This is a genomic window from Enterobacter sp. Acro-832 (assembly GCF_011752745.1).
In the GTDB taxonomy this organism is placed as follows: Bacteria; Pseudomonadota; Gammaproteobacteria; order Enterobacterales; family Enterobacteriaceae; genus Enterobacter; species Enterobacter quasiroggenkampii.
In genome coordinates this window covers 815516-831547 of the sequence record NZ_VWWX01000002.1, presented here as the reverse complement: position 1 = coordinate 831547, position 16032 = coordinate 815516, and the positions used below count along the sequence as shown (strand labels likewise).

Below are 16032 nucleotides of genomic sequence, written 5' to 3'. Positions count from 1 at the left end.
ACCTGTTGTCGCCTGCGTGTGTTTGTCCGATAATAGGCGGCTTTTTTATTTCAGGCTAAATAATGACCGATTACTTACTGCTCTTTGTCGGCACCGTGCTGGTTAACAACTTCGTTCTGGTGAAGTTCCTTGGCCTGTGTCCGTTTATGGGCGTTTCCAAAAAACTGGAAACGGCAATGGGCATGGGGCTGGCGACGACCTTCGTCATGACGCTGGCGTCCATCTGCGCGTGGTGGATTGATACCTGGATCCTCATTCCGCTGGGGTTAACCTATCTCCGTACGCTGGCCTTTATTCTGGTTATCGCGGTGGTGGTGCAATTTACCGAAATGGTGGTGCGCAAAACCAGCCCGGCGCTCTATCGCCTGCTGGGTATCTTCCTGCCGCTGATCACCACCAACTGCGCCGTTCTCGGCGTGGCGCTGCTAAACATCAACCTTGGCCATAACTTTATGCAGTCGGCGCTGTATGGTTTTTCTGCGGCCGTCGGTTTCTCGCTGGTCATGGTGCTGTTTGCCTCTATTCGCGAGCGCCTGGCAGCAGCGGATATTCCTGCGCCCTTCCGCGGTAACGCGATTGCGCTGGTGACCGCGGGTTTAATGTCTCTGGCCTTTATGGGCTTTAGTGGTCTGGTGAAGTTGTAATGAATGCTATCTGGATTGCCATCGCCTCTATCAGCGTCCTGGGGCTGGTGTTTGGCCTTATCCTGGGTTACGCCTCCCGCCGTTTCGCGGTAGAGGACGATCCCGTTGTAGAGAAAATTGATGAGCTTCTGCCACAAAGCCAGTGCGGGCAATGTGGCTACCCGGGCTGCCGCCCCTATGCCGAAGCGGTAGGGGTTCAGGGTGAAAAAATTAACCGCTGTGCGCCTGGTGGCGAAGCGGTGATGTTGAAAATTGCGGCCCTGCTTAACGTTGATCCCCAGCCTGTTGACGGCGATGCGGATGTGCAGGAGCCGGTCCGCGCGCTGGCCGTGATCGACGAAGCGAACTGCATCGGCTGCACCAAATGTATTCAGGCCTGCCCGGTCGACGCCATTGTTGGCGCAACGCGCGCCATGCACACCGTGGTGGCGGACCTGTGCACCGGCTGTAACCTCTGCGTAGCACCCTGCCCGACGCAATGTATCGAGCTGCGCCCGGTTGAAACGACTACCGAAAGCTGGAAGTGGGATCTTCAAACCATTCCGGTTCGCAATATTCCTGTGGAACAACATGCTTAAGTTATTTTCTGCTTTCAGAAAAGAGAAGATTTGGGACTTTGACGGGGGTATTCACCCACCGGAGATGAAAACCCAGTCTAACGGCACGCCGCTGCGTCAAATTCCGCTGGCGACCCGTTTCGTTATGCCGCTCAAGCAGCACATCGGCGCGGAGGGTGAGCTGTGCGTGAAAGAAGGCGATACCGTACTTCGCGGTCAGCCGCTGACCTTTGGTCGCGGACGTATGCTGCCGGTGCACGCCCCCACCTCCGGTAAGGTGGTCGCCATCGCGCCGCATACGGTGGCGCATCCGTCAGCGCTCTCAGAGCTGAGCGTGATGATTGAAGCCGACGGCGAAGACCGCTGGATCGACCGTGACGGCTGGAGCGACTACCGCTCCCATAGCCGCGAAGCGCTCATCGAGCGCATTCATCAGTTCGGCGTTGCCGGCCTCGGCGGCGCAGGCTTCCCGACCGGCGTCAAACTGCGCGGCGGTGGCGATAATATTCAGACGCTGATTATCAACGCCGCCGAATGCGAACCGTACATCACCGCCGACGATCGTCTGATGCAGGACTGCGCCGCCCAGGTGGTGGAAGGCATCCGCATCCTCGCGCACATTCTGCAGCCGCGGGAAGTGCTGATCGGTATCGAAGACAATAAACCGCAGGCTATCTCAATGCTGCGCGCCGTGCTGGCCGGTAGCCACGATATTAGCCTGCGCGTTATCCCGACCAAGTACCCCTCTGGTGGTGCTAAACAGCTGACGCAAATTCTCACCGGTAAGCAGGTTCCGCACGGCGGACGCTCTTCGGATATTGGCGTGCTGATGCAGAACGTCGGCACCGCGTACGCCGTGAAGCGCGCGGTGATCGACGGCGAGCCGCTGACCGAGCGCGTAGTAACGCTGACCGGGGAAGCGGTCTCTCGTCCGGGCAACGTCTGGGCGCGTCTGGGTACGCCGGTGCGTCACCTGCTGGAGCAGGCTGAGTTTTGCCCGTCAAGCGACCAGATGGTGATCATGGGCGGTCCGCTGATGGGCTTTACCCTGCCGTGGCTCGATGTGCCGGTAGTCAAAATCACCAACTGCCTGCTCGCCCCTTCCCCGACCGAGATGGGTGAAGAGCAGGAAGAAAAAGGCTGTATTCGCTGCAGCGCCTGTGCCGACGCCTGCCCGGCGGATTTGCTTCCGCAGCAGCTGTACTGGTACAGCAAAGGCCAACTGCACGATAAGGCGAAAGCCCATAACCTGGCCGACTGTATCGAATGCGGCGCCTGCGCCTGGGTCTGCCCTAGCAACATTCCTCTGGTGCAGTATTTCCGCCAGGAGAAGGCTGAAATTTATGCCATCTCCATGGAAGAAAAACGCGCAGCAGAAGCCAAAGCGCGCTTTGAAGCACGTCAGGCGCGACTGGAACGCGAAAAAATTGCCCGTCAGGAGCGCCATAAGCAGGCCGCCGTTCAGCCTGGCGAGAAAGATCAGGATGCGATTAACGCCGCACTGGCGCGCGTTCGCGAGAAAAAAGCCACTGCGGCACAGCCTGTGGTGATCCCGGCCGGCGAGAAGCCTGACAACAGCGAAGCGATTGCTGCGCGTGAAGCGCGTAAAGCTCAGGCCCGCGCCCGTCAGGCAGAAAAAGCGCAAACGACCCAGGCGGATGCTGAGGTTGACCCACGCAAAGCCGCCGTTGAAGCGGCAATAGCCCGCGCCAAAGCACGCAAAGCCGGTGAGCAGAATGTGGTGGTCGAGCAGGAAGCGGTCGACCCTCGCAAAGCGGCCGTTGAAGCGGCGATTGCCCGTGCCAAAGCGCGCAAGGCGGCACAGCAGACGCAAACCGCAGAACCCGAAGCGCCGGTCGACCCGCGTAAAGCCGCCGTCGAAGCGGCGATTGCCCGCGCTAAAGCGCGCAAAGCGGCGCAGCAGGATGAACAACCGCAGGCCGCCAACGATGACCCGCGCAAAGCCGCCGTCGCCGCTGCCATTGCGCGCGTTCAGGCAAAGAAAGCCGCACAGCAAGCAGTTAACGAGGATTAAATGGTTTTCAGAATCGCAAGCTCCCCTTACACCCACAATCAGCGCCAGACATCGCGCATTATGATGCTGGTCTGCCTGGCGGCGCTGCCGGGCATTGCCGTTCAGTGCTGGTTTTTCGGCTGGGGAACCCTGTTTCAGATAATCCTGGGCTGCGCCAGCGCCCTGGCGGCGGAAGCGCTTGTGCTTAAGCTGCGCAAGGCAGCGGTCTCCCGCATTCTTGCCGACAACTCCGCATTGCTGACCGGCCTGCTGCTGGCTATCAGTATCCCGCCGTTTGCCCCGTGGTGGATGGTGATCCTCGGCACCGTGTTTGCGGTGATCATTGCCAAACAGCTGTATGGTGGACTGGGCCATAACCCGTTTAACCCGGCGATGATTGGCTACGTGGTGCTGCTGATCTCCTTCCCGGTACAGATGACCAGTTGGCTGCCACCGCACGAGATTGCGGCCACGGTTCCGGGCTTCATGGATGCTCTGCACGTGATCTTTACCGGCCATACGGCACTCGGTGCCGATATGAACGCGCTGCGCATGGGCGTGGACGGTATCAGCCAGGCGACGCCGCTTGATACCTTTAAAACGTCCCTGCATGCCGGGCACAGCGTTGAGCAGATCATGAAATCGGCGATCTACAGCGGCGTGCTGGCGGGTGCAGGCTGGCAGTGGGTCAACCTGGCGTATCTGCTGGGCGGCCTGTTCCTGCTGCAGCAGAAAGCCATCCGCTGGCATATTCCGGTCAGCTTCCTCGTGACGCTGGCGGTCTGCGCCACGCTGGGCTGGGTATTCTCTCCTGAATCACTGGCCAGCCCGCAGATGCACCTGCTCTCCGGCGCGACCATGCTGGGTGCCTTCTTTATCCTGACGGATCCGGTAACGGCCTCAACGACTAACCGCGGACGCCTGATCTTCGGCGCGCTGGCAGGCCTGCTGGTTTGGCTCATTCGCAGCTTTGGCGGCTACCCGGACGGCGTGGCTTTTGCCGTCCTGCTCGCCAACATTACCGTTCCGCTCATCGACTATTACACGCGTCCACGCGTGTACGGTCACCGCTAAGGGTTTCGCCATGTTAAAAACGATGCAAAAACACGGCGTCACGCTGGCTATCTTCGCCGCGGTGCTGACAGGGCTGACGGCACTGGTTAATGCGCTGACCAAAACGACCATCGAAGAGCAGGCCTCGAAGCAGCAAAAGGCCCTGTTCGATCAGGTGATCCCGTCCGACTTCTACGATAATGACCTGCAAAAAAGCTGCTTTGTGGTAGACGCGCCGCAGCTTGGGAAAGGCCCGCACCGCCTCTTTATTGCCCGCAAAGGGGATAAACCGGTCGGCGCAGTGATGGAAGCGACGGCGCCTGACGGCTATTCCGGTGCCATTCAGCTGCTTGTGGGCAGCGATTTCTCCGGCACCATACTGGGCACCCGCGTGACGGAACACCATGAAACGCCGGGTCTTGGCGATAAAATTGAAACCCGTCTGAGCGACTGGATTTTGCACTTTGCCGGTAAAGTGATCCATGGTGAAGATGACACCGCGTTTGCGGTGAAGAAAGATGGCGGCGAGTTTGACCAGTTCACCGGTGCGACCATCACCCCACGTGCGGTGGTGAATGCCGTAAAACGAGCCGGGCTGTATGCTGAAACGCTGCCCGCGCAAATCAACAATCTTCCGGCCTGTGAGGAGTAATCATGAGCCAGGTTAAAGAGGTTATTGTCCAGGGGTTGTGGAAAAACAACTCCGCGCTGGTTCAGCTTCTGGGCATGTGCCCACTGCTGGCGGTGACATCCACCGCCACCAACGCGCTCGGTCTGGGTCTGGCAACCACGCTGGTATTGACCCTGACCAACCTCTCCATCTCTGCCCTGCGCCGCTGGACGCCGTCGGAAATTCGTATTCCGATTTACGTCATGATCATTGCGTCGGTGGTCAGTATTGTTCAGATGCTGATTAACGCCTACGCGTTCGGTCTGTACCAGTCGCTCGGGATCTTCATTCCCCTTATCGTCACCAACTGTATCGTGGTCGGGCGTGCGGAAGCCTTCGCGGTGAAAAACAGTCCGGCCATGTCGGCGCTGGATGGATTTTCCATTGGCATGGGCGCCACGTGCGCCATGTTCGTGCTGGGATCCCTGCGTGAAATCCTCGGCAACGGTACGCTATTTGACGGCGCAGATGCCCTGCTGGGCGGCTGGGCCAAAGCGCTGCGCATTGAAGTGTTCCACACCGATACGCCATTCCTGCTGGCGATGCTGCCGCCCGGTGCGTTTATTGGCCTTGGCATGATGCTGGCGATAAAATACCTGATTGATGAGAAACGTAAGCGCCGCGCGGCTGAGCGCAGCGTTCTGGAAGGGACACCCGAGAAGGCCTCATGAATAAAGAAAAGCGCATTGCGATCCTGACCCGTCTGCGGGACGAGAACCCGCACCCGACGACGGAGCTGAATTTTACCTCCCCGTTTGAGCTGCTGATCGCGGTGTTGCTCTCTGCACAGGCGACCGACGTGAGCGTCAATAAAGCCACCGCCCTGCTCTATCCGGTCGCCAATACGCCGAAGGCCATGCTGGAGCTGGGCGTGGAAGGCGTGAAGTCGTATATCAAAACCATCGGCCTCTTTAACAGCAAAGCCGAGAACGTCATTAAGACCTGCCGGATCCTGCTGGAACAGCACGGAGGCGAAGTGCCGGAAGACCGTGCTGCGCTGGAAGCCTTACCGGGCGTAGGTCGTAAAACCGCGAACGTGGTGCTCAATACCGCGTTTGGCTGGCCTACTATCGCCGTCGATACGCATATATTTCGCGTGTCTAACCGGACCAACTTCGCGCCGGGGAAAAATGTCGAGCAGGTCGAAGAGAAGCTGCTTAAAGTGGTTCCGGCTGAATTTAAGGTTGATTGCCATCACTGGCTGATTCTGCACGGCCGTTACACGTGTATTGCCCGTAAGCCTCGCTGCGGCTCCTGCATTATTGAAGATCTCTGCGAATACAAAGAAAAAGTATATCCCTGAACAACAAAACCCCACACCAAAAGAAGGGTGATGGTGCACGCTTCTTTTGGCCGTTATTTGTTCGCCTTTCGTCTCCCCCAGGCTGTCACTTGTTCGGTGCTTTAACGCTCAAACAGGTTAATACTTTTTTCATAGCCGAAAATTTCTATACATCTGTGATCGCGATCACCCTGATAACTTCATGTTGTTTTTTTGTTGTCAAAATCGAGCTAAAGCCTTTGTCTGACAAGACACTCTTCTTTTTTTACCGACGATAAGACCAGCTATTTTTCAGAATTTGGGCTATATCACTGCCAGAGACGGCAAATAGCAGAACATATCGCCAAACACCGGTCCTGACGGGTCTCTGCCAGTCGAAAAAACTACCTTTACACATCGTATAAAATTTAACGCTGAATAACATTTGTATGAACCGACGATTATACCACCCCAGATATATGTAACAGATTATTACAAACGTATTGCCAGATGGGGCAGGATAGTGAACATTACCCGCCGTTTCTCCTCCCAATATAACTATAAGGCGTATGGACTACGGCCATCACGCTATGAACACCCCCGTTAATATGGGATGTAAAAAAAGAGGTATATGTGTCTACTGCAAACAATAAACCAACAGATGAAAGCGTGAGTCTTAACGCTTTTAAACAACCAAAAGCGTTCTATCTCATCTTCTCTATCGAGTTATGGGAGCGTTTTGGTTATTACGGCCTGCAAGGGATCATGGCAGTTTACCTGGTGAAACAGCTGGGTATGTCCGAAGCCGATTCCATCACGCTGTTCTCCTCCTTTAGTGCTCTGGTGTACGGTCTGGTCGCGATTGGCGGCTGGCTGGGCGATAAAGTCCTCGGCACTAAACGTGTCATCATGCTGGGCGCCATTGTCCTGGCAATTGGCTATGGTCTGGTTGCATGGTCAGGGCACGATGCCGCTGTCGTGTATATGGGTATGGCGACGATTGCCGTCGGTAACGGTCTGTTCAAAGCGAACCCGTCCTCCCTGCTCTCTACCTGCTACAGCAAAGACGATCCGCGTCTGGACGGTGCATTTACCATGTACTACATGTCCATCAACATCGGTTCGTTCTTCTCAATGCTGGCCACCCCATGGCTTGCAGCAAAATTCGGCTGGAGCGTGGCGTTTGCGCTGAGCTTCGTCGGTATGCTGATCACCGTGGTGAACTTCCTGTTCTGCCGCAGCTGGGTTAAAAACTACGGTTCAAAACCGGACTTCGAGCCTGTGCATATGGGCAAACTGCTGGCGACCATTGTGGGCGTTGTTGCCCTGGCGGCGATCGCCACCTGGCTGCTGCACAACCAGGGCATCGCACGTGCCGTTCTGGGCGTGGTCGCGCTGGGTATCGTGGTCATCTTTGCGAAAGAAGCATTCGCCATGCAGGGTGCAGCCCGCCGTAAGATGATCGTGGCGTTCATTCTGATGCTGGAAGCGATTATCTTCTTCGTACTGTACAGCCAGATGCCAACCTCTCTGAACTTCTTCGCCATTCGTAACGTTGAGCACTCCATCCTGGGTATTGCGTTCGAGCCGGAGCAGTATCAGGCGCTGAACCCGTTCTGGATCATGATTGGTAGCCCGATTCTGGCCGCGATCTATAACAAGATGGGCGACCGTCTGCCAATGCCGCACAAGTTCGCTATCGGTATGGTGCTGTGCTCCGGCGCGTTCCTGGTGCTGCCGCTGGGTACCAAATTTGCTACCGACGCCGGTATCGTATCCGTTAACTGGCTGATCCTGAGCTACGCGCTGCAGTCTATCGGCGAACTGATGATCTCCGGTCTGGGTCTGGCGATGGTTGCACAGCTGGTGCCACAGCGTCTGATGGGCTTCATTATGGGTAGCTGGTTCCTGACGACTGCGGGTGCAGCCATTATCGCAGGCAAGATTGCGAACCTGATGGCCGTACCGGAAAACGTCACTGACCCACTGGTTTCTCTGAACGTCTACGGTACCGTGTTCATGCAGATTGGTATCGCGACTGCCGTTATTGCCGCTCTGATGCTGCTGACTGCACCGAAACTGAATCGAATGACTCAGGACGACGACAAGACCGCTAAGGCGACCAAAACCGCTACCGCGTGATATCCGTGAGAAACGACTGACCAGAAGCCGCTAATTGATTAGCGGCTTTTTTTTTATCCGTTTGCGCACTAACATAGCTGAAACCTCAGCGAAAAGGAGTTACCGATGAAACTGTTCTACAAACCGGGCGCGTGCTCTCTTGCTTCCCATATCACCCTGCGCGAGAGCGGCAAAGATTTCACGCTGGATGGCGTTGATCTGATGAAAAAACGTCTGGAAAACGGCGATGATTTTCTTGCCATTAACCCGAAAGGACAAGTTCCGGCGCTCCTGCTGGATGACGGTACTCTGCTGACCGAAGGCGTGGCGATTATGCAGTTCCTGGCCGATAGCGTGCCCGATCGCCAGCTGCTGGCCCCGGTCAGTACCATTTCTCGCTATAAAACGCTGGAGTGGCTGAACTACATCGCCACCGAGCTGCACAAAGGCTTTACCCCCCTGTTCCGCCCGGATACGCCGGAAGAGTTTAAGCCTACCCTGCGCGCCCTGCTGGAGAAAAAGCTGCAGTATGTTAACGAATCGCTGAAAGACGAACAGTGGATTGGCGGTTCGCGCTTCACGATTGCCGATGCGTACCTGTTCACCGTGCTGCGCTGGGCGCGCGCGGTTAAGCTGAATCTGGAAGGGTTAGACCACATTGCATCGTATATGAAGCGTGTGGCAGAGCGTCCTGCGGTGGCTGCGGCGCTGAAAGCGGAAGGGTTGAATTAGCCGAGCAGACTGTGTTGCCGGGTGGCGCTGACGCTTACCCGGCCTACGAATTCCGTAGGCCCGTGCAAGCGCAGCGCCGCCGGGCGGTGTTTAAAGCTGGGTTGCGCTGAAATAGTGCTCCGGCTTCGCGATTCGATCCTGTGCTGCGACCACCTGCAGCTCATATTCCTGCATCTCTTTCGTCGCCATCATAATTTCGTACACTGCCGCAGTAACATGCTCCAGCGCATCGCGCAGCGTTGCCCCTTGCAGTAATTTCACCAGCAGCAGGCCGCTGGTCACATCTCCCACGCCCACCGGCTGGCGCAGGCCAAAATCCACCAGCGGACGGCTGATGTGCCAGGCATCCTCTTTCGTCACCAGCAGCATCTCAAAGCGATCCTGACTTAGCCCTGCGCGCGCGAGGTGTTTTACCAGTACAACCTCAGGCCCCTGCGCGATCAGCTCGCGAGACGCGCTTACGGCCTCTTCTACGCTGTTAACCGGATGCTCGCAGAGAATTTCCAGTTCAACCAGGTTTGGCGCAATGATATCGCTGGCGGGCAGCGCATGACGAACGTGGAATTCTGCCACGCCTGGCGCCACGATACAGCCTTTCTCCGGATGGCCCATAACGGGGTCGCAGAAATATTTTGCCGACGGGTTAGCGGCCTTCACCTGGCGTACGATGCCGAGGATATGCTCCCCCTGCTCCGCTGAACCAAGATAACCGCTCAGTACGGCGTCACAGCGCTTGAGCTGGCCGATATCGGCAATGCCCTGCACCACCTCGGTGAGGTGTGAAGGCGGCATTACGCAGCCGGTCCATTTGCCGTACTGCGTGTGGTTGGAAAACTGAACGGTATTGAGGGGCCAGACGTTGGCGCCGAGGCGGCGCATCGGGAATTCCGCTGCGCTGTTGCCAGCATGTCCAAAAACAACGTGGGACTGAATGGCGAGGATGTTCTTCATTTTATGCTTACCCAACCCTTAAAAAACAAAAGGGGCGTGGTTTCCCACGCCCCTGAAGACTGTGACTTATTTCCAGCAGACAAGGCAGTAGTTTTTCTTACCGCGACGCAGCAGGGTGTAGCGGCCATACAGACGGTCGCCGTCAACAAAGGTGTATTCCGGGTCGGCCTGCTTTTCACCGTTGATGGTGATGGCGTTGGACGCGATGGTTTTACGCGCCTGACCGCGGGAAGGCTGGAGTTCAGAGTCCACCAGCGCCTGCATCAGGTCAGCCCCTTTCTCCATCTCAACCATTGGCACGCCGTCCTGCGCCAGCTGTTCGAAGTCCGCTTCGCTCAGATCGCTCAGGGTGCCGTTAAACAGGCTAGCGGTAATGCGTTTTGCCGCGGCCAGACCTTCTTCACCGTGAACCAGTTTGGTCACTTCATCCGCCAGCACGTACTGCGCGCGAGGCGCTTTACCGCTGTTCTTGTCTTCTTCTTCCAGCGCGTTGATCTCTTCAATGTCCATAAAGGTGAAGAACTTCAGGAAGCGGTAAACATCGGCGTCCGCCGTGTTGATCCAGAACTGGTAGAATTTGTACGGGCTGGTTTTCTTCGGATCGAGCCATACCGCGCCGCCTTCGGTTTTACCAAATTTGGTACCGTCTGCTTTGGTAATCAGCGGAACGGTCAGACCAAACACCTGATTCTGGTGCAGGCGACGGGTCAGGTCGATACCGGAGGTGATGTTACCCCACTGGTCAGAACCGCCAATCTGCAGGGAAACACCGTGCAGTTTGTTCAGGCAGGCAAAGTCATACCCCTGCAGCAGGTTGTAGGAGAACTCGGTAAAGGAGATACCCTGGTCGTCACGGTTCAGACGCTGCTTCACGGCCTCTTTGTTAATCATCTGGTTAACAGAGAAGTGCTTGCCGATGTCACGCAGGAAGGTCAGCACGTTCATGCTGCCAAACCAGTCGTAGTTGTTCGCGGCAATCGCGGCGTTATCGCCACAGTTGAAGTCGAGGAACGGTGCAACCTGTTTGCGGATCTTATCGACCCACTCCTGCACGGTATCTTCGGTGTTCAGTTTACGCTCAGCGGCTTTAAAGCTTGGGTCACCAATCAGACCGGTCGCGCCGCCCACCAGGGCAACAGGCTTATGGCCCGCCATCTGGAAGCGTTTCAGGCATAACAATGGAACAAGATGCCCCAAATGCAAGCTGTCAGCGGTGGGATCGAAACCGCAATAGAGCGCGATCGGGCCTTGCGCCAGTCGCTCTGCTAACGCTTCCTCGTCCGTCACCTGGGCCACGAGGCCCCGCTCTTGCAATTGTTTAATCAAGTTACTGCTTGCCATCAAATTCTCCATGTATAAACGACTGCACCTTTGCCGGTACACGACTTTTCGCCTGATGCGAAAGGACCATAGAATAAAGCGCAAGCGCGGTGTGCGCTAGCGCTTAAATCAACAAATTTCGGGGATTACGGCGCCAGTCTGTCGATTTTCCAGCCGCCATTCTCGCGCTGGTATAAAAAGCGGTCGTGCAGGCGATGTTCGCCCCCCTGCCAGAACTCGATTTGCTCAATCGGGATGCGGAAACCACCCCAGAAGCTCGGCAGCGGGATTTCACCCTGCTGGAACTTCTGCTTCAGCTCGAGGAATTTACTTTCCAGCACCCCGCGGGCGGAAATGCGGCTGGACTGTTTTGATACCCAGGCACCAATCTGGCTGTCCCGCGGGCGGCTGTGGAAATACTTCACCACTTCCAGCGTCGAGAGACGTTCCGCTTTGCCGGTCACCATGACCTGACGTTCCAGCATGTGCCAGGGGAACAGCAGGCTGATACGCGGATTGTTTTCCAGATGGTGCGCTTTGCGGCTGCCAAGGTTGGTGTAGAACACCAGTCCTTTCTCGTCATAATGCTTGAGCAATACGATGCGCTGATACGGCTGACCGTTTTCATCCACCGTCGCGACAACCATCGCCGTGGGGTCGGCAAGTTTCGCTTCGCAGGCCTGTTTCAGCCAGCGTTCAAAAAGCACGAGGGGTTCAGCGGGAAGATCCTGGCGACGCAGGCCGCCTTTGGTGTATTCACGGCGCAGATGCGCAATTTGCTGCAGTTCGTCGTTATCTGACATGGCGTTAGCTGACATTGAGAGTGGGTGGCGCTATTGTGCGCCGCCCCTGTAAAAATCTCAACGCTTCGGATTTTCGAGCTGGCAATTGTTCAGCACAATACGGTCACGTTTGTAGACCGTGGCGCTGTCGCCTTTCGACCAGAAGACATAGATACCGTCGGTGTAACGCGCCCCCGAGGCTGAAATGCCCTGCTTCAGCGTCAGCAGTTTATTGTCATAAACAAAACTGGCTTCCTGGCGTGGATTGTTCAGCTTCACGGTCAGCGGTTTTTCGTCGCAGCGATACTCAAGCGTATCGGTCTGCATGCGCTCAAGGAGCTGGTTGTAGACGCTGCATCCTGACAGCAACAAAGGGGCGGCAATAAGAAGAAGTTTTTTCATGGGCGTATTCCGAAGACTTTCCTGGTCCTGGAGGGCATGGCTGCCCCCCTGTTTCGTTCCATTTTAACGACGACGCGCCGCGCTGAATTTCAGTTAACTCTGATTATGACGCGGATTTGCCGGGAAAATCGCCCCAAGGACGCTCGCCTCGCGCGCGCCGGTTACCGACGGTAAATTGCCCGGCAGCCCGGCAATGGTGCGCCAGGCAAGCCAGGCGAAGGCCAGCGCCTCCATATCATCACCGCTGATGCCGGCCTCATCGGTCGTCGACACTTCGGTGCCCGGCAGCAGCCCGGCAAGACGCGCCATCACCAGCGGGTTACGGCTTCCCCCGCCGCACACCAGCAGGCGTTCACATCCGCCACTGAGGAGCACCTGTTCGGAAATCGACACGGCCGTAAGCTCGGCAAGCGTCGCCTGAACATCCTGCGGCGCGAGCGCCGGGAATGACGCCAGCTGGCGCTCAAGCCAGCCAAAGTTGAAGTATTCACGCCCCGTGCTTTTCGGTGCCGGTAAGGCAAAATAAGGATCGCTCAGCATGGACTGCAACAGCGGGATAATCACCTTACCCTCGCTCGCCCACTCCGCGTTTTTATCGTACGGTTGACCGCACTGACGCCAGATCCAGGCATCCATTAACATATTGCCCGGGCCGGTATCGTAACCGCGGACCGGCTGCCCCGGGATAAGCATCGACAGATTGGCGATCCCACCAATGTTGAGCACCATACGCCGTTCTGAAGGGTGCGCCAGCAGCGCCTGATGAAACGCGGGCACCAGCGGTGCACCCTGTCCGCCAAGGGCAATATCGCGACGACGGAAATCGCCGACCACCGTGACGCCCGTCTTCGCCACAATCTGGTTGTTATCGCCGATTTGCAGAGTATGCGGAGCCTCTCCGATGGGTTCATGCCAGACCGTTTGTCCGTGACACCCGATGGCGACCACATCCTGCGGGCGAAGATGTTCCTTTTGCATCAAAGCCTGCACCGCATCCGCAAACAGCGCACCGAGACGAACATCCAGCTGTCCAAGCTGGGAGAGGGTCAGCTGCTGCCCCTGACAGATACTGAGAATATCCTCTTTCAGTGAAATGGGGATTGGCCAGGTCAGGCTCGCCTGCTGTGCCACCATGTTTTCATCAATGGCGGCCAGAACGACATCTACCCCATCCAGACTGGTGCCTGACATCACACCAATGTAGCGACCCGATTTCATGCGCTTTCCTTACGTTGTGTGGGCTAAGGATATCCACTCAACCATAAACGGCGTCGCTTTGCCATCCGGCAATAATATTTTTTAACAATGTCAGACGGGTAGCGCGGGCGGATCCTGTTTATGTCTCGTTAAGTCAAATTCAAGTACAATTTTCCTATTGTTAGTGCAAAGATATGAACTATGGCTCCTTATGCCATATAATTTAGCCATAACGGATGCCCCAAATCGGGCGTTTTTGGTGAACAGGAGATTCAAATGATTTTACGTGTACTGGGCGTTTCGCTGATTGGTTTAACTCTGGCTGGCTGTGTGAATGACAGTTCACTTTCTGGCGACGTTTACAGCGCTTCTGAAGCGAAACAGGTTCAGAACGTGACTTACGGTACCGTTGTTAACGCACGCCCTGTACAGATTCAGGGTGGTGATGAAAACAACGTGATGGGTGCAATCGGCGGTGCCGTTCTGGGTGGTTTCCTGGGTAATACCGTCGGTGGTGGTACGGGACGCTCTCTGGCGACAGCCGCAGGTGCCGTTGCGGGTGGCGTAGCCGGCCAGGGCGTTCAGGGTGCGATGAACAAAACGCAGGGCGTAGAGCTGGAAATTCGTAAAGACGACGGCAGCACAATCATGGTTGTTCAGAAACAGGGCAGCACCCGCTTCTCTGCAGGCCAGCGCGTTGTACTGGCGAGCAATGGAAGCCAGGTGACCGTTTCTCCACGTTAATTAAAAGTGGATGTGGTCCTCGGGCCACATCCATTTACAATATATATCACTCTCACAAATATAATTACAAAATACATTCACCCCACCCATTATTAATCACTCCTTATATTGTTTCTGCGCAAAGTATTTATTGCACTAATTGATTAGACTCTTCGCAATCACCTTCTCTTTATTCATTATAATTTGTAAAAATTCTATGCTTGCGAATCGTCGTGCTCTAACGAGCCGTTATATCGCGTTCTGTCTCGGTTGCCTTGTTGTTATCGGGATATTACACGCGCTGTTTTTAAAACTCGTTGAATGGGTTCCGTCCTTTTCACCGCTTTTATTCCCTACGCTCACCATTTTTCTTCTGGTGTTTCACCTGTTTATTGCCTGTTTTATGGCGATGAAATACTGGTGTGACAAAAGACGGTTGTATCTGGTCACAATCGCCTTTGCCTTTGCCGGGTCCGCATTGCTGATGGTCGGAACGCTGACCAGCTTCCCCGCCTGGCTGGATCTCTATCAGTTCAACGTCGTGAACTACAACGATGCGATGATCTACTATATGTTCCGCCACTTTTTAATGGCGGTGCTGTTCATCGTGGCGGCAATACTCTATCCCATGCGCGATTACCCTCTTTCACGGCTGGCGCATATCTCAATTGTGAGCGGGGCGTCTCTTTTTACCGCCTGTGCAGTGGGACTGGCCTGGATATATTCCAGCCACTCGCCCTTGTTATCGATTGACCTGGTTGATAATGAAACCCGGCAGTTTATGGTCCTCTGGAGCCATTGCATTAATATCTCTTTAATAGTTTTCTGGGTGATAACATTAGTAGCGCTGATGTTTGTCACGCGCGTGCGCAATTTATTCTGGGTAGGCGGAAATTTTCTGTGCGTTTGCTATATCGTCACGCTTTCAATGCTGTTAGCGGCTGGACATGCCGAAGATATCTCCTGGTACCGCGCCCGGTTATTTGAAACTGTCGCCACGCTGCTGATTATTTTTGTTCTGCTTTACGATGTCTTCAGACTGTATCGCGACTCGCACGTAAAATATCAGCAGTCCTATCAGAACTCGATTCGCGATCCGCTCACGCGCCTTTATAACCGCAGCTATTTTTATGAATCGTTAAACCAGGCGCTGGATATCGCCAGACCCAACCGCCCCGTTTCCGTCATTGTCAGCGATCTCGATCGCTTCAAGCGCATTAACGACACCTACGGGCATCTTCAGGGCGATAAAGTCCTGCAGTTTGTCGCCAACCTGCTGATGGATTCCGTGCGCCCGCAGGACATCGCGGCCCGTATCGGCGGCGAGGAGTTTGTGCTGATGCTGGCCAACACGTCGTCAGACTCCGCGTACCAGGTGGCCGAGCGCATACGTCTGAAGCTAAGCAGCTTTGATAAAACCAGCAGCGGCGGTCAGTTGCCGGAGCCCATCACCATCAGTATGGGGGTGTTTACGGCAACGTCATCAACGATAACCGCAGAAGCGTGCGTGGAAAGTGCCGACAAGGCGATGTATGAAGCGAAGGAGACGGGTCGTAATCGTGTGGTCGTCTTTAAGTAAAAAAAGGCCTTGCTGGTGCAAGGCCT

The 16032-nt window shown here is 55.8% G+C and carries 16 protein-coding genes; 11 read left to right on the top strand and 5 right to left on the bottom strand.

Annotated features, from left to right (window positions below; genetic code table 11):
* The first annotated feature begins 62 nt into the window (after positions 1–62).
* The 9 genes from rsxA (at position 63) to gstA (ending at position 9052) form a co-directional block, all read left to right on the top strand.
* On the top strand, positions 63–644 hold the full coding sequence (gene rsxA / locus F3J31_RS10500; RefSeq protein WP_008500564.1) for an electron transport complex subunit RsxA: 582 nt from the start codon (positions 63–65) through the stop codon (positions 642–644).
* Entirely contained in the window at positions 644–1222 is a 579-nt protein-coding gene (gene rsxB / locus F3J31_RS10495; protein ID WP_032651615.1) for an electron transport complex subunit RsxB, read from the top strand. Before rsxA ends, rsxB begins: the two co-directional genes overlap by 1 nt.
* Positions 1215–3236, top strand: a complete 2022-nt coding sequence (gene rsxC, locus F3J31_RS10490) for an electron transport complex subunit RsxC (protein ID WP_048222796.1) — start codon at positions 1215–1217, stop codon at positions 3234–3236. Before rsxB ends, rsxC begins: the two co-directional genes overlap by 8 nt.
* Entirely contained in the window at positions 3237–4289 is a 1053-nt protein-coding gene (rsxD, locus tag F3J31_RS10485; RefSeq protein WP_024909350.1) for an electron transport complex subunit RsxD, read from the top strand.
* Positions 4290–4299: 10 nt separating this feature from the next.
* On the top strand, positions 4300–4920 hold the full coding sequence (rsxG, locus tag F3J31_RS10480; RefSeq protein ID WP_167212932.1) for an electron transport complex subunit RsxG: 621 nt from the start codon (positions 4300–4302) through the stop codon (positions 4918–4920).
* A 2-nt stretch (positions 4921–4922) separates the two neighbouring features.
* Positions 4923–5609 (top strand): electron transport complex subunit RsxE, encoded by a 687-nt coding sequence (locus F3J31_RS10475; RefSeq protein ID WP_008500569.1) that lies wholly within the window; start codon positions 4923–4925, stop codon positions 5607–5609.
* On the top strand, positions 5606–6241 hold the full coding sequence (nth, locus tag F3J31_RS10470) for an endonuclease III (protein WP_008500570.1): 636 nt from the start codon (positions 5606–5608) through the stop codon (positions 6239–6241). The genes F3J31_RS10475 and nth overlap by 4 nt, the downstream gene beginning before the upstream one ends.
* A 591-nt stretch (positions 6242–6832) precedes the next feature.
* Positions 6833–8341, top strand: a complete 1509-nt coding sequence (gene dtpA, locus F3J31_RS10465; protein ID WP_045910333.1) for a dipeptide/tripeptide permease DtpA — start codon at positions 6833–6835, stop codon at positions 8339–8341.
* A 105-nt stretch (positions 8342–8446) separates the two neighbouring features.
* Positions 8447–9052 (top strand): glutathione transferase GstA, encoded by a 606-nt coding sequence (gene gstA, locus F3J31_RS10460; RefSeq protein ID WP_008500572.1) that lies wholly within the window; start codon positions 8447–8449, stop codon positions 9050–9052.
* Between the two features lie 90 nt (positions 9053–9142).
* On the opposite strand, the gene pdxY is transcribed toward gstA, so the two are convergent.
* The 5 genes from pdxY to anmK form a co-directional block, all read right to left on the bottom strand.
* Positions 9143–10003 carry a pyridoxal kinase PdxY gene (pdxY, locus tag F3J31_RS10455; RefSeq protein WP_167212930.1) on the bottom strand — a complete coding sequence of 287 codons (861 nt, stop codon included), beginning with the start codon at positions 10001–10003 and terminating at the stop codon, positions 9143–9145.
* A 66-nt stretch (positions 10004–10069) separates the two neighbouring features.
* Positions 10070–11344: a tyrosine--tRNA ligase gene (gene tyrS, locus F3J31_RS10450; protein WP_023335449.1), complete on the bottom strand. Its 1275-nt coding sequence runs from the start codon at positions 11342–11344 to the stop codon at positions 10070–10072.
* Positions 11345–11469: 125 nt separating this feature from the next.
* Positions 11470–12126, bottom strand: coding sequence for a pyridoxamine 5'-phosphate oxidase (pdxH, locus tag F3J31_RS10445; protein ID WP_008500575.1), 657 nt, complete (start codon positions 12124–12126; stop codon positions 11470–11472).
* A 57-nt stretch (positions 12127–12183) separates the two neighbouring features.
* Positions 12184–12507, bottom strand: coding sequence for a C-type lysozyme inhibitor (gene mliC, locus F3J31_RS10440; protein WP_025758348.1), 324 nt, complete (start codon positions 12505–12507; stop codon positions 12184–12186).
* 93 nt (positions 12508–12600) lie between these two features.
* Positions 12601–13725, bottom strand: a complete 1125-nt coding sequence (anmK, locus tag F3J31_RS10435) for an anhydro-N-acetylmuramic acid kinase (RefSeq protein ID WP_045910332.1) — start codon at positions 13723–13725, stop codon at positions 12601–12603.
* Between the two features lie 255 nt (positions 13726–13980).
* Between anmK and slyB the strand changes: the two genes are divergently transcribed.
* Both slyB and F3J31_RS10425 read left to right on the top strand, forming a co-directional pair.
* Positions 13981–14448 (top strand): outer membrane lipoprotein SlyB, encoded by a 468-nt coding sequence (slyB, locus tag F3J31_RS10430; protein WP_008500578.1) that lies wholly within the window; start codon positions 13981–13983, stop codon positions 14446–14448.
* A 196-nt stretch (positions 14449–14644) separates the two neighbouring features.
* Positions 14645–16006 carry a GGDEF domain-containing protein gene (locus tag F3J31_RS10425; RefSeq protein ID WP_167212928.1) on the top strand — a complete coding sequence of 454 codons (1362 nt, stop codon included), beginning with the start codon at positions 14645–14647 and terminating at the stop codon, positions 16004–16006.
* Positions 16007–16032 lie beyond the last annotated feature (26 nt).

Bases quoted from the DNA above. Each gene is read 5' to 3' on its own strand.
- rsxA (WP_008500564.1), top strand. From the start codon at position 63: ATGACCGATTACTTACTGCTCTTTGTCGGCACCGTGCTGGTTAACAAC.
- rsxB (WP_032651615.1), top strand. From the start codon at position 644: ATGAATGCTATCTGGATTGCCATCGCCTCTATCAGCGTCCTGGGGCTG.
- rsxC (WP_048222796.1), top strand. From the start codon at position 1,215: ATGCTTAAGTTATTTTCTGCTTTCAGAAAAGAGAAGATTTGGGACTTT.
- rsxD (WP_024909350.1), top strand. From the start codon at position 3,237: ATGGTTTTCAGAATCGCAAGCTCCCCTTACACCCACAATCAGCGCCAG.
- rsxG (WP_167212932.1), top strand. From the start codon at position 4,300: ATGTTAAAAACGATGCAAAAACACGGCGTCACGCTGGCTATCTTCGCC.
- F3J31_RS10475 (WP_008500569.1), top strand. From the start codon at position 4,923: ATGAGCCAGGTTAAAGAGGTTATTGTCCAGGGGTTGTGGAAAAACAAC.
- nth (WP_008500570.1), top strand. From the start codon at position 5,606: ATGAATAAAGAAAAGCGCATTGCGATCCTGACCCGTCTGCGGGACGAG.
- gstA (WP_008500572.1), top strand. From the start codon at position 8,447: ATGAAACTGTTCTACAAACCGGGCGCGTGCTCTCTTGCTTCCCATATC.
- pdxY (WP_167212930.1), bottom strand. From the start codon at position 10,003: ATGAAGAACATCCTCGCCATTCAGTCCCACGTTGTTTTTGGACATGCT.
- tyrS (WP_023335449.1), bottom strand. From the start codon at position 11,344: ATGGCAAGCAGTAACTTGATTAAACAATTGCAAGAGCGGGGCCTCGTG.
- pdxH (WP_008500575.1), bottom strand. From the start codon at position 12,126: ATGTCAGATAACGACGAACTGCAGCAAATTGCGCATCTGCGCCGTGAA.
- mliC (WP_025758348.1), bottom strand. From the start codon at position 12,507: ATGAAAAAACTTCTTCTTATTGCCGCCCCTTTGTTGCTGTCAGGATGC.
- anmK (WP_045910332.1), bottom strand. From the start codon at position 13,725: ATGAAATCGGGTCGCTACATTGGTGTGATGTCAGGCACCAGTCTGGAT.
- slyB (WP_008500578.1), top strand. From the start codon at position 13,981: ATGATTTTACGTGTACTGGGCGTTTCGCTGATTGGTTTAACTCTGGCT.
- F3J31_RS10425 (WP_167212928.1), top strand. From the start codon at position 14,645: ATGCTTGCGAATCGTCGTGCTCTAACGAGCCGTTATATCGCGTTCTGT.